The organism is Paraburkholderia phytofirmans OLGA172 (assembly GCF_001634365.1).
GTDB lineage: Bacteria > Pseudomonadota > Gammaproteobacteria > Burkholderiales > Burkholderiaceae > Paraburkholderia.
The window spans coordinates 907,499-921,028 of record NZ_CP014578.1; the positions used below are offsets into that span (position 1 = coordinate 907,499).

The following is a 13,530-nucleotide window of genomic DNA, read 5'->3' on the forward strand; positions in this document are numbered from 1 at the left end:
CAACACTGCAGGCAACCAGACAAACCCGCCGCGAAGGCACAAAAAAACCGTTAATCTCGAGCCGAAGAAGCCGCCCCATGACTCAGCCAATCGAGCACAGCGGTAGCATCGTCATCCGCGCCTTGTCGCGCCTTAGCGACGGTCTCAGCCACATCCGCGCTAGGCACGGCGCGCCGGATCGCTACGCCAACGGCAAGAATATCGATCATGACAAGATGCAAGATCCGCGAAATCATCGACAGCTGCGACTCGCGAATCTCAATGTGATCGGTCTCCAAAGCGACCGTGGCCCGCTTGGCCAGCGGCGTATTGCTGGACGTAATGGCAATCACCTTGGCCCCCGCCTGCATGGCGACATCCAGCACACGCAGTAGTTCGGGCGCACGCCCAGACTTGGACACGGCAACGATCACATCACCCTTGCCGAGCAAGGCAGCAGACGCCGCCTGCATATACAGATCGCCATAGGCAATCGTCGGAATGCCAAACCGGAAGAACTTGTAATGCGCATCTTGCGCGACAATGTTCGAATTGCCGAGCCCATAAAACTCGATCCGCCGTGCACCGTTCAACAGATCGATGGCCCGCTCGACCTGGTCGAAATTCAAATGCTCTCGCAATTGAAGAATCGCGGAAATCGTATTGTCGAGCACCTTCGCGCCGAAGTCTGTCGCGGTATCGCCCAGATGCACCTGGCTATGACTCACCGGAATCGTGCCGGTCAACCCCGTCGCCAGCTTCAGCTTGAAATCCGACAGCCCCTGGCAGCCGAGCGAGCGGCAAAAGCGGATCACCGTCGGCTGGCTCACGTCGGCCTTGCGCGCAATATCCACGATCGGATCGTTGATGATCGAACGCGGATGATTCAACGCGAGGTCGGCCACGCGGCGCTCGGCTGGCGTCAACGCGTCGCGCATCTGGCGAATCCGCTCGAACACGGCCGACGAACTGCCGCCCGTGCGGTTCGACAACTGCTCCGCGAGAATCGCCGAAACACCCAGAAACGCCGGGTATTCAGCGGTGATTACATAGGTCGGCACGTTCTGCAAATACGCCTCGAAGCGGCCCTTCGCTTCGAACCGTTTACGGAACGACGAACGCGCGAAGAATTCGCCGAGCCGCGGCACGACGCCGCCGCCAATGTAGATGCCGCCCAATGCGCCGAGCGTCACCGCGATATTGCCCGCGAAGGTGCCGAGAATCCCGCAGAACACATCGACGGATTCGGCCGCGAGTGGCTCGCCTTCCAGCGCGCGTTTGACGACCTCGACCGTGTCGACATTGGCGGCCACGCGCTTCTTGTCGCGGCCCGCCAGCGCGCGGTAGATCACTTCGATGCCGGGGCCCGCCGCCACACGCTCGAACGAGACGTGCGACCACTTCTTGCGCGCGTACTGCAGCACGATGTCTTCGCGCTCGTCGGCCGGCGCGAAGGTGGCGTGGCCGCCTTCGCTGCCGAGCGCGATCCAGCGGTCGTCGGCCGGAATCAGGCCGGACACGCCCATGCCGGTGCCCGGGCCGAGCAAGCCGATCACGCTGTTCGGACGGCGCGCGCCGCCGCCTACCTGCACGCGCTGCGCATCGGTCAGGCCCGGCAGGGCCATCGCCAGCGCGGTAAAGTCGTTCACCACCAGCAGCGTGTCGAAGCCGAGCGCGCGGCGCGTGGCTTCGATCGAAAAGCTCCAGTCGTGGTTGGTCATGCTGACCTGATCGCCATCGACCGGGTTCGCAATCGCAATCGCCGCGTGATTCACGCGGCCGATCTTGGTGTCCTTCAGATACTTTTTGATGACCTCGGCAACGCCTGGATAGTCCGCGCACGGATAGACCTGCACCGAGCCGATCTCGCCGGGGCTGGTTTCCAGCGCGAAGCGCGCATTGGTGCCGCCGATGTCGGCGAGCAGCCTTGGTCCGTCGGCGTGCTGGCCCGCGCCCGGAACAGCCTTAGTTTGCACACCAGTAGACATCGAGTGTCACTCCCTTGTCATTTGCCAACTGCGAGATGGCATTTTTTTGTAGCGAAGCGGCGGCGGCATTCAGCACGTCCCGCTTTCGCGGTCCTGCGATCAGCAAAAACAAGTGCTTCACTTCTTTCAGGGCGGACAGCGACCAGCTCACGCGCGCATGCGGCGCGTTGCCGGGGTGCACGGCGACGAAGCGCTCGGCGGTGGTGATCGCATAGTCCCATTCGGGCGCATCTGCGAAAATCGACGCGGTGTGGCCGTCTTCGCCCATGCCGAGAATCGCGACGTCCGGCACCGAGCTAAAGCGCGGGTCGGCGTTCAGCGCGGCAACGTGCGCGTTCAGGTCTTGCGCCGTGTCGACCAGCGGCCAGAAAGCAGCGTGCTTCGCGGCGTTCTGCAACAGCGTGTCATGGACGAGCTGCGAATTGCTTGCGCTGTCCGTTTCCGGCACCCAGCGGTCGTCGACCAGCGTCACGGCAATGCGCGCCCAGTCGAAGGATTGCGTGGACAGCGTCTGCAGGAACGGACGCGGACTGCTGCCTCCGGACACTGCGAGCGTTGCCGGGCGCGCGCCAGTATTGGGCGTGGCCGCTTGTGCGGCGAGCGACGCATGTAACGCGTCGCCAACCGCTTTCGCCAACGCGTCGGATTGGGCGCGTTGATCGTCGAAAGCGTGAAGCTTGATCACTTCTCCTCCGTGCTGCTTTCTTGTTCGATCTGCGGAACGTGCTGTACTGCTCTCACGCGATGCCTGCAAGCGGGATGACTCGCAGGCGCCTTCGTGATACCGGCGCCATTCCGTTCAGTTCGTCGGTGGGTCTAGCAGGCGCTGCGCTGTGCTTCAATCGGGATCGCGATCGGGGCACGGCGCGGCGCCGTGATTCAGTTGATTCAACTATTCAATTCTCTTCTTCGAGCCAGCAGGTGTCGTGCTGCGCCAACATCGCGCTCGCCGCGGCCGGTCCCCACGTGCCTGCCGCATACGGCTTGGGCGGCTTGTGCGACGCCGCCCATTCGTCGAGGATCGGTTCGACCCAGCGCCATGCCGCTTCCTGCTCGTCGCGCCGCACAAACAGCGCGAGGCGGCCATTGATGACATCGAGCAACAGGCGCTGATACGCCTCCATCTGCCCTTCGCGGAAGAACCGGTCGAACGCGAGGTCGAGATGGACGCTGGCGAGGTTCATGCCTTCGCCGGGCTGCTTCGCGAGACAGTAGAGGCGAATGGTTTCATTCGGCTGCAAACGGATCACGAGACGGTTCGCACCGCCGCGCAACGCGGACGCGCCCAATGCCGAATGCGGCACCGCACGAAAATTCACCACGATCTCAGCGACGCGGTCGGCAAGACGTTTGCCCGTGCGCAGGAAGAATGGCACGCCGGCCCAGCGCCAGTTTTCGATTTCCACCTTCACCGCAACGAAGGTTTCAGTCGTGCTGTCCGGCTTCACGCCGGGCTCGGTAGCGTACGCCGGGACCGCGCTGCCGCGGATCACGCCCGAATGATACTGGCCGCGCACCGCGACCTTGCCGATATCGCGCGGATCGATCGGCTTCAACGCGCGCAGCACGCGCAGCTTTTCGTCACGTACCGAGTCGGAATCCATCGAGTGAGGCGGTTCCATCGCCACGATGGAAAGCAGTTGCAGCAAATGGTTCTGCACCATGTCGCGCAATGCGCCGGTGTTGTCGTAGAAGTCGCCGCGCGCTTCCACGCCGAGCTCTTCGGCAATCGTGATCTGAATGCTTTCCACCCATTCACGGCGCCACAACGGTTCGAACAGCACATTGCCGAAACGCAGCGCAAGCAGGTTCTGCACCGGTTCTTTACCGAGGTAGTGGTCGATCCGGTAGATCTGTTCTTCAGCGAAGATTTCGCCGACTGCATCATTAATTGCGTTGGACGACTTGAGGTCGTAGCCGAGCGGCTTTTCCAGCACGATGCGCGAATTTTCGTTGAGCCCCACCGACGCCAGCGCGCGGCAGATCGGCACGAACAGCGACGGACCCGTGGCCAGATAGAACACCCGAATGCCGGGGCGGCCGCTCAAGGCGTCGCGCAGCAGCGCGAAGTCTTCGGCCTTGCCCAGATCGATCTTCACGAACTCGATACGGTCGAGAAAGCTCGCCCATGCTGTTTCATCCACACCGTTCTTCGACACGTGCGGCTTGACGTGCTCGTTGACCCATTCGAGGTAGTCGGCACGATCAGCCACATGCCGCGCCACGGCGACGATCTTGCCACTGTCGGCCAGCATGCCGCCTGCACGGTGCGCTTCATACAGTGCCGGCAAGATTTTGCGCATCGACAGATCGCCGGTTCCGCCGAAGAGAACGAAGGTGAAGCTTGAGTCGGTTTGCATGAGTCTCCGTCGATATCCTGGGGCCGCCGGGGTGACCGGAAAGGGCGACCGTAGTCCGATAAAATATTTTTTGACACTGAATTGTAGTTTAACTACAATACAAATCAAGAGGTAGCGTTAATTCGATGAAAAAAGCGTGCGCTGTGAAGCTGGATGCGCCTTTTCCCGAATCGGCGGGCGTCCCCTGCATGTTAACGGACATTGCGTGCGGGCACGTGCCAGCATGCGCCCCGGCGGCCTTGACGGAACGGCCGGAAGGCGGACCTGGCGTCAGGGTTAACGTGTGAGGCACCTCGAGTCTGCCGCGCGCTACGCGGGCAGGCAAAAATCAAAAGAGGAGACAGTCAGTTGCATCCCGAACCACTCATCTCTTGAGCTTCCAGCGGCCGGATATCGGTCCGCCGGCCCATGCCTTAAGCATGCGCCCGACCGTGCTCGATCGCCCAGTGTTTTGCCTGTTTGAACCAACCACAGCACCCTGGCGACATCAGGGGCCATTTGTTTTTTGTTCAGGTGTCTGGAGGAGATAAACAATGAAATTTCGCGCGATCATGGGCGCTTTGTGCGCCGCAGGTCTGATGTGTGGCGTTTCGGCTGTGCAAGCTGCCGAGTCGATCGAAGTGCTGCACTGGTGGACTTCGGGCGGCGAATCGAAAGCCGTCGGCGTCCTCAAGGACGACATGACGAAGCAGGGTTACACGTGGAAGGACTTCGCGGTTGCTGGCGGTGCAGGTGCGGCTGCCATGACGGCACTCAAGACGCAGGTGATCTCGGGCAACGCGCCGAGCGCTGCGCAGATCAAGGGTCCGCTGATCCAGGACTGGGCTTCGCAAGGCGTGCTGGTGCCGATCGATGCAGCCGCTGGCGACTGGAAGAAGAATCTGCCGCCGGAAATCGACAAGATCATGCATGCGGACGGTCACTACGTTGCTGCACCGTTCTCGGTGCACCGCGTGAACTGGCTGTATATCAACAAGGCAGCGTTGGACAAGGCGGGCGGCAAGGTGCCGACCACGTGGCCTGAGTTCTTCGCGGTGGCCGACAAGATGAAGGCTGCGGGCATCCAGCCGATCGCGATGGGTGGTCAGCCGTGGCAAGACCTGACGCTGTGGGAAGACGTCGTGCTGTCGCAAGGCGCCGACTTCTATAAGAAGGCCCTGGTCGACCTCGACGAAAAGACGCTGACGTCGGACAAGATGGTCGGCGTGTTCGACACGGTCCGCAAGATCCAGGGTTACTTCGACGCGGGCCGCACGGGCCGTGACTGGAACCTGGCCACGGCCATGGTCATCAACGGCAAGGCCGGCATGCAGTTCATGGGCGACTGGGCCAAGGGTGAATTCGCCAACGCCGGCAAGAAGTCGGGCTCGGACTACATCTGTGCTGCGGTTCCGGGCACGGAAAAAGCTTACACGTTCAACGTCGACTCGTTCGTGTTCTTCCAGCAGAAGGGCCAGAAGGCTGCGACGCCGGGTCAACTGGCACTGGCCAAGACGATCATGTCGCCGGACTTCCAGGAGCAGTTCAGCCTGAACAAGGGCTCGATCCCGGTTCGTCTGGGTGTGTCGATGATCAAGTTCGACGACTGCGCGAAGAAGTCGTACGCGGATGAACAGGTGGCGATCAAGTCGGGCGGGTATGTGCCTTCGCTGGCACACGGCATGGCGCAACCGGATGCAGCAGCCGGCGCGATCTCCGACGTGGTCACGAAGTTCATGAACTCGCAGCAAGATTCGAAGACCGCGGTTGCCGCGCTCGCGAAGGCAGCGAAGACCAAGTAAGCGACGTAAGCGAAGTGGTGCGCCTGGCTGTTGCCCTCGTGGGTGCCGGGCGCGCGCTTCAGATAGCTTGCAGCCGTTGCGTTACTTAGGGCGAGAGACTTCACCCTTGGTTTCATCGAGTCACACCTATACCGTTCCGGTCTCGCGTTTTCCATGCGTGAGCGCCTCGGCGGTACAGTTTCAGCAGGAGTCGAGTAGTGACTGCTTCTATCAGCGGAAACGGGAAAACCACGGCTTCCGTGACCCGCCGCACGTCGCCGATGGCGGCCCTTGCCGACCGCTGGATTCCGAAGCTGGTGCTCGCACCCAGCGTCGTGATCAGTCTGATCTTCGTGTATGGCTTCATCGCTATTACCGGCTTTCTGTCGCTGTCGAATTCGCGACTGATGCCTCGTTATGAATTTGTCGGTCTCGATCGTTATCGCGAACTGTTCGATAACGATGTGTTCTGGACCTCGGCTGCCAACCTGGGCTGGTTCGGCATTCCGTTTATCGGTATCTGTATCGGCCTCGGCCTGTTCCTCGCGATCCTGCTCGATCAGCAGATCCGCAACGAAGGCGCGCTGCGCGCCGTATTCCTGTACCCGATGGCGCTCTCGTTCATCGTGACGGGTACGGCGTGGCAATGGATCATGACGCCGAGCGTCGGCCTCGAGAAAGTGTTTCACGACTGGGGCTGGACGAGCTTCTCGTTCAGCTGGCTCGGCGACCCCGACAAGGCGATTTTCTGCGTCGTGATCGCGGCGGTGTGGCAATCCACCGGCTTCGTGATGGCGCTGTTCCTCGCGGGTTTGCGCGGGGTCGACGGTGAAATCTTCAAGGCCGCGCAGATGGACGGCGCCGGCTTGCCCACCATCTATCGCAAGATCGTGATTCCGAGCATGCGCCCGGTGTTCTTCTCGGTGCTGCTGATTCTCTGCCACATCACGATCAAGACCTTCGACCTGGTTGTCGCGTTGACCGCGGGCGGTCCGGGTACGTCTTCATCGCTGCCGGCTATTTTCATGTACACGTTTTCGTTCAACCGCGGGCAGCTGGGCGTCGGCGCGGCATCGTCGATGATGATGCTCGCCACCGTTGTGGCCGTGCTCGTGCCGCTGATGTATCTGGAATCGAGGAGCACCCGCAATGCAGCCTAAGATGACGATCAGCCGTGCCGTCATTTATGCGGCCTTGATTCTGTTTGCCCTGTATTTCCTGTTTCCGCTCTACGTGATGCTGTCCACGTCGTTCAAGGACATCGACCAGCTGCGCTCCGGCAACCTGCTCACGCCGCCTACTCACTGGACCATCGATCCCTGGATCAAGGCATGGAGCGGTGCGTGTACGGGTGTGCGCTGCGACGGCATGCAGCCGTTCTTCATGAACTCCGTGCGCATGGTGATTCCGGCCGTGCTGATCTCGTCGATCATCGGCGCGTTCAACGGCTATGTGCTCACGCATTGGCGCTTCCGCGGCGCGGATCCGATCTTCACGATGATCCTGGTCGGCTGCTTCATCCCGTTCCAGGCGATCCTGCTGCCGATGGCGCGTTTCGAAGGCTTGCTCGGCCTGTCGAATTCGATAACCGGTCTGGTGGTGGTGCACGTGATCTACGGTATCGCCTTCACCACGATGTTCTTCCGCAACTTCTACGTGAGCATTCCGGCTGAACTCGTGAAGGCCGCGCGGATCGACGGTGCCGGGTTCTTCACGATCTTCACGAAGATTTTGATGCCGGTGTCGCTGCCGATTTTCATGGTGTGCCTGATCTGGCAATTTACGCAGATCTGGAATGACTTCCTGTTCGGGATTGTGTTCTCCGGTGTCGATTCGATGCCGATCACGGTGGCGCTGAACAACCTCGTGAACACTTCGACCGGCGTGAAGGAATATAACGTGGACATGGCCGGCGCGATTATCGCCGCGTTGCCGACGCTGCTCGTCTACATCGTCGCCGGCCGCTATTTCGTGCGCGGTCTGACGGCGGGGGCCGTCAAGGGTTAGCCCCGGGGCTAGCCCATACGCATCGCGGCGGCGCGTCCTGCACAACACGCACTGAGTGCAAGATAAGTGCAAGAAACGCGCCGCCGTCATCCGACAAGACGTTCCTGAGAAAACGCCGGGCCGCCCCAAGTTTTCTCAGCCCCCCTCGGGGGGCCTGGCGCGAAGTGCCAGGTTTGGGAGCGCTTTCAAGCAGTACCAGAGACAAGAGGATTCACAGCATGGCAAGCCTTTCCATCCGTGACGTGTACAAGACTTACCCGAACGGGGTGCCGGTTCTGAAGGGTGTCAACATCGACATCGAAGACGGCCAGTTCCTGATTCTCGTGGGCGGCTCGGGCTGCGGGAAATCGACGCTGCTCAATATGATCGCCGGCCTCGAAACCGTGACCAAGGGCGAGATCCAGATCGACGGCAAGACGGTGAACAACCTCTCGCCGAAGGATCGCGATATCGCGATGGTGTTCCAGTCGTACGCGCTGTATCCGTCGATGACGGTGCGCGAGAACATCTCGTTCGGCCTGAACATCCGCAAGGTGCCGAAGCAGGAGCAGGCGCAGATCGTCGACCGCGTGTCGAACACGCTGCAGATCACGCACTTGCTGGACCGCAAGCCGGGCCAGCTCTCCGGCGGTCAGCGTCAGCGCGTGGCCATGGGTCGTGCCCTCGCGCGCGATCCGGTGATGTTCCTGTTCGACGAACCGCTATCGAACCTCGACGCGAAACTGCGTATCGAGATGCGTTCGGAAATCAAGCTGCTGCATCAACGCCTCGGCACGACGATCGTCTATGTGACGCACGATCAGATCGAAGCGATGACGCTCGGCGACCGCATCGCGGTGATGAAAGATGGCATCGTCCAGCAGTTCGGCGCGCCGCAAGAGATCTACGATTCGCCGGCCAATCTGTTCGTGGCCGGGTTCATCGGCGCGCCGCCGATGAACTTCATCCAGGGCAAGCTGGTGGAGCAGGGTTCGGGCGTCGGCATCGAGCTGGATACGGGCACGGCGCGCAATGTGTTGAACCTGCCGTTCGACTCGGCCAAGGTGAAGTCGCACATTGGGCGCGAAGTGATTCTCGGCCTGCGCCCTGAGCGGATCACCGACGCACGCGGTGCGCATGGCGACCACGCGAACCTGCAGTCGATCGACGTGAATGTCGACGTGATCGAGCCGACCGGTCCTGACACGCTGGTGTTCGCGCAGGTGAACGGCAAGCGCATTGTGAGCCGCGTGCACCCGGCTTCGAATCCGCAGCCCTTGTCGACTACGACATTGTTGTTCGATGCGTCGAAGGCGGTGTTGTTCGATCCGTCCAATGAAGAGCGGATTGCCTGAGGCGGGTGATTCGCTGAGCGATTCGCATTGAAGAAAGCCCCATGCGTTGTGAGACGCATGGGGCTTTTCTTTTTTTGCCAGGTGCTGTTTGCATCGGGCTCGGACCATGGCGCCTCTGCACCAGGCTCTCAAACGTCCGTAATGCGCAGATCCGGATTGCTTCGCGCCAGCTCGGTGACCCACTCGGTGAAGGCGCGAAGCCGTGAACTCAGATTGCGGCGATGCGCGTACAAAATCGACAGTGGCGTGCCAGGGCTCGTGTAGGCCGTGAGGATTTCCGTGAGCGCGCCTTGCGCGATCAGATCCGCAACCATGAAGCGCGACGGCTGGATAATGCCGTGGCCGAGCGCGCCCGCGCCGATGTAGACGCTGCCGTCGTTCACCGCGAGCACGCTCTTCAACGCAACCTTGACGATCTCGCCGTCCACTTCGTATTCGAACGGAAAGGTCTTGCCGCTGCGCGCGGAAATGTAGTTGACCGCGCGATGCTCGCTCAGCTCGTCGAGCGTGGTTGGCGTGCCGTATTTCTCCAGATAGGCGGGCGACGCGCAGGTCACGATCTTCGCCTGGCCGATGCGCCGCGCCACGAGACTCGACTCTTCCGGCGTGCCCATGCGGATCACGCAATCCACCCCGTCCTGAATCAGATCGATATTGCGATCCGCCAGCCCGAGCCGCACGTCGATCTCGGGGTATTGCAGGTAAAAGTCGTCGAGCGCGGGCAGCAGCAGCGCACGGGCGAGCGTGCCGGACGTATCGACGCGAATCGTGCCGCTTGGATTTTCGCGCTTGTTCGACAGCGACGATTCGGCGTCGGTGACTTCCGCGAGGATGCGTACGCAACGCTCATAGAAGAGCGCGCCGTCTTCGGTGACGCTGACCTGCCGCGTCGAACGGTTCAGCAGCCGCACACCGACGTGCTCTTCGAGAGCCTGAATGGTGCGGCTGACTTTGGCGCGTGGTAGGTCGAGCGATTCGGATACTTTGGTGAAGCTGTTCGCTTCGACCACACGCGTAAATATCTCCATCGCTTCGAAGCGGTCCATGTTTTGCCTTATGAGTGATGGGCGGAAGTGGCTCTCGAAGTGAAGTGTATCGCTTGGAAATAGTGTTGTCGCAATAAGGGCGGCCACGCGAGGGAGGGCATAGAGCTTCAGGGTCATCGTGGTCACCTGTCGCGGTTGCAAGGAGTGCTGGGGCGCGATGACGGCCAAAGGAGCCGTTTACCTCACGACGAACCACAGCGGAGCAAATCGACAGCAGCGCGACAGCCGCGAAAATGCTAGCGGAAGACGGATGTTCACCCGCTTTTGGCGAAGATCTGACGCGACAAAGAGCCGATGCACCGTGATGTGGTACGACCAAACGTCCCAAATTTTCAAGAAAGGTCGCGTAATATTTGAAAAATTTGTAAGCTGACCAATTGCAGCGCGCTCTTGATGAGGCAAGTTTGGTGAGGCAGGCTTAGTGAGGCAGGCGGACGTTGAACCGGAACGTCACCAGTCTTGCGAGCAGGATGAAGGCGGTGGCGATCAACACGCCGTACACCGTATCGACGTTCATATAGTCCAGCAGCACGTACAGCCAACACCCCACGAAAGCGCATGTCGCATACGGCCGCGAATCGCGCAAAATCAGCGGCACCTCGTTGCACAGCACGTCGCGGATCACGCCGCCGAATACGCCTGTCAACACCCCCATCATCACCGACGTGAACCACGGCATCTGCGCGTCGTGCGCGATCGACGTGCCGGCAATGCTGAACAAGCCGAGTCCCACGGCATCGGCCGCCAGCAAGACCCGCTCGGAGAGCAGGCGCGACGTCATCTTCAATAGTGTCGGCGCAAACAGGGACATCACGAAGATCGCGATCAGATACGCCTGATGTTCGACCCAGTAGAAGGGCCGCCGTTCGAGCAGCACGTCGCGCAACGTACCGCCGCCGAAGGCCGTCGCGATTGCCACGAGGAAGGTCCCCACCGCATCGAGCCGTCGGGTTCGGGCTTCGATAAACCCGGAAATCGCGTACGCGAAAAGCGCCAGCGCCTCCATGATGGTCAGCGCCAACGTCAGCCTCGGATGGATCACCGGGACTCCGTCAGGACCTGGGGGAAGCCGGCAATGCGCCCGGCTGCAACAGCACGACCACCGCACCCGCGCCGCCGTCATGCGGACGTGCCTGACAGAACGCAATCACCTCGGACTTCTGCACGAGCCACGCGCGCACTTTGCCCTTCAATACCGGTTCTTTACCGATCGACCCGAGGCCTTTGCCGTGAATCACACGCAAACACCGCAGGCCACGTTTCACCGATTCGCGAATGAACTCGGCCAACGCCTCGCGTGCTTCCTCGCGACGCATGCCGTGCAGATCGATTTGCGCCTGCACGATCCAATCGCCACGCCGCAGTTTTCGCACGACCTCCTGACTGACACCGGGCCGGCAATAGGACAGCGTTTCGTCGGTTTCGAGCAGGATCTCGGGATCGAACTCGTCGGAGATCGCTTCGTGCAGCACCGCTTCTTCGTCGAGTCTGGTTTGCACCGGCAGCGGCGACGGGGGATTGCGCGGCAAGCTGGCGCGCGGCGGGACCGCCAGCGGCGCAACCGCGCCGATCTCGCGACGAAACAGATCGGCGTCCGCCGAGGCTTCGCGCTGCGCCGCCGCTGCGGCCGCGCGCTCGCGTTCACGCCGTTGCGTGTCGCCCTTTAACGCATCGCGCAACGCGCCGAGGCCGGCTAGACCGGCGGCCGGTTCGATCTTCGGTTTGGCGATGGGTGCAGCCACCTCGGGCGCGGGCCTGGCAATGGCACGGGCGCGCTTCGGTTCGCTAGGGTGGGGCTGATTCTTCGGCATATCGGTAATACACAGAAAAGTGGAACGATCGCGCGACGCAAGCACGACGCAAAAAAAGCCGCTGGCTTTGCAGCCGCGGCTTTCTCCAAAGCTAGCGGCCGAGCCTTGCCCAGCCGCCATTTTACCGTCGCGCTTACCCTCGCAGATTCACGCGATGATCAACGGTCGGCTTCGGCGCTCATGACGTGCTCGCCAATCTCTTCGATGGTTTCCAGATAACGCTGCGCGTCGAGCGCGGCCATACAGCCCGTGCCTGCACTGGTGATCGCCTGACGATAGACATGATCCTGCACGTCGCCCGCCGCGAACACGCCCGGCACGCTGGTGGCCGTTGCGAAACCGTTCAGGCCGCCCTTGGTGATGATGTAGCCGTTCTTCATCTCCAGCTGACCTGCGAAAATGTCCGTGTTCGGCTTGTGGCCGATCGCGACGAAGATGCCTTGCAGCGCGATATCCGTGGTGTCGCCGTTTTTCGTGTTCTTGATACGCAGGCCGGTCACGCCGGACTGGTCGCCGGTCACTTCGTCGAGCGTGCTGTTCCACTTGATCTCGACCACGCCTTCCTTTTCCTTCGCCAGCAGACGGTCGATCAGGATCGGTTCGGCACGGAACTTGTCGCGGCGATGGATCACCGTCACCTTCTTGGCGATGCCGGAAAGATAAAGAGCTTCTTCGACCGCGGTATTGCCGCCGCCGATCACGGCCACATGTTGTTGCTTGTAGAAGAAACCGTCGCAGGTGGCGCAAGCCGACACGCCCTTGCCCATGAACAATTCTTCGGACGGCAGGCCGAGATACTGTGCCGATGCGCCGGTCGAGATGATCAGCGAGTCGCAGGTATATTCGCCCGAATCGCCGATCAGGCGAATCGGCTTCTCATCCAGCTTGGCCGTATGGATATGGTCGAAAATGATTTCCGTGTTGAAGCGCTCGGCGTGCTCCAGAAAACGCGTCATCAGTTCCGGGCCTTGCACGCCGTGGGCGTCGGCAGGCCAGTTTTCGACGTCGGTCGTGGTCATCAGCTGGCCGCCCTGGGCGAGACCCGTGACGAGCACCGGAGACAGGTTGGCGCGTGCCGCGTAGACCGCTGCCGTGTAGCCGGCGGGACCGGAACCGAGAATCAGAACTTTGGCGTGTTTCGTGGAAGTTGCGGGCATGATCGAATCCTTTTACGGCGCCCGGCTCGCCCATGCGAGGCCGCGCGACTTGAGCTGAAACTGTAGATGGGTATCAGAGCGGCATTAT

11 protein-coding genes are annotated in these 13,530 nt (G+C 61.3%); 4 read left to right on the top strand and 7 right to left on the bottom strand.

Features of this window, described 5'->3' with window-relative positions:
• Nucleotides 1–50: 50 nt before the first annotated feature.
• The 3 genes from AYM40_RS03890 to zwf all read right to left on the bottom strand — a co-directional run bounded on the left by AYM40_RS03890 (nt 51) and on the right by zwf (nt 4,327).
• Complete coding sequence (locus tag AYM40_RS03890; protein WP_063495073.1) at nt 51–1,967, bottom strand: bifunctional transcriptional regulator/glucokinase; 1,917 nt, start codon at nt 1,965–1,967, stop codon at nt 51–53.
• Nucleotides 1,945–2,652: a 6-phosphogluconolactonase gene (gene pgl / locus AYM40_RS03895; protein WP_063495074.1), complete on the bottom strand. Its 708-nt coding sequence runs from the start codon at nt 2,650–2,652 to the stop codon at nt 1,945–1,947. Before pgl ends, AYM40_RS03890 begins: the two co-directional genes overlap by 23 nt.
• Before the next feature lie 211 nt (nt 2,653–2,863).
• The gene (gene zwf, locus AYM40_RS03900; protein ID WP_063495075.1) at nt 2,864–4,327 is read right to left on the bottom strand and encodes a glucose-6-phosphate dehydrogenase; all 1,464 of its coding nucleotides are present in this window, start codon (nt 4,325–4,327) and stop codon (nt 2,864–2,866) included.
• 533 nt (nt 4,328–4,860) lie between these two features.
• Here zwf and AYM40_RS03905 point away from each other — a divergent pair.
• From AYM40_RS03905 to AYM40_RS03920, 4 genes are all read left to right on the top strand, one after another.
• Entirely contained in the window at nt 4,861–6,108 is a 1,248-nt protein-coding gene (locus AYM40_RS03905) for an ABC transporter substrate-binding protein (protein ID WP_063495076.1), read from the top strand.
• 197 nt (nt 6,109–6,305) lie between these two features.
• Nucleotides 6,306–7,247, top strand: a complete 942-nt coding sequence (locus AYM40_RS03910; protein WP_063495077.1) for a carbohydrate ABC transporter permease — start codon at nt 6,306–6,308, stop codon at nt 7,245–7,247.
• Entirely contained in the window at nt 7,237–8,094 is an 858-nt protein-coding gene (locus AYM40_RS03915) for a carbohydrate ABC transporter permease (protein ID WP_148662094.1), read from the top strand. Before AYM40_RS03910 ends, AYM40_RS03915 begins: the two co-directional genes overlap by 11 nt.
• A gap of 218 nt (nt 8,095–8,312) precedes the next feature.
• Nucleotides 8,313–9,428, top strand: coding sequence for an ABC transporter ATP-binding protein (locus AYM40_RS03920; protein ID WP_063495079.1), 1,116 nt, complete (start codon nt 8,313–8,315; stop codon nt 9,426–9,428).
• Nucleotides 9,429–9,556: 128 nt separating this feature from the next.
• On the opposite strand, the gene AYM40_RS03925 is transcribed toward AYM40_RS03920, so the two are convergent.
• The 4 genes from AYM40_RS03925 to trxB form a co-directional block, all read right to left on the bottom strand.
• Entirely contained in the window at nt 9,557–10,474 is a 918-nt protein-coding gene (locus AYM40_RS03925) for a LysR family transcriptional regulator (protein WP_063495080.1), read from the bottom strand.
• Between the two features lie 418 nt (nt 10,475–10,892).
• The gene (locus tag AYM40_RS03930; protein WP_063497827.1) at nt 10,893–11,513 is read right to left on the bottom strand and encodes a trimeric intracellular cation channel family protein; all 621 of its coding nucleotides are present in this window, start codon (nt 11,511–11,513) and stop codon (nt 10,893–10,895) included.
• Between the two features lie 13 nt (nt 11,514–11,526).
• Nucleotides 11,527–12,285, bottom strand: coding sequence for a Smr/MutS family protein (locus AYM40_RS03935; protein WP_063497828.1), 759 nt, complete (start codon nt 12,283–12,285; stop codon nt 11,527–11,529).
• Between the two features lie 158 nt (nt 12,286–12,443).
• A complete protein-coding gene (trxB, locus tag AYM40_RS03940; protein WP_063495081.1) occupies nt 12,444–13,442 on the bottom strand; it encodes a thioredoxin-disulfide reductase in 999 nt (332 codons plus the stop codon).
• Nucleotides 13,443–13,530 lie beyond the last annotated feature (88 nt).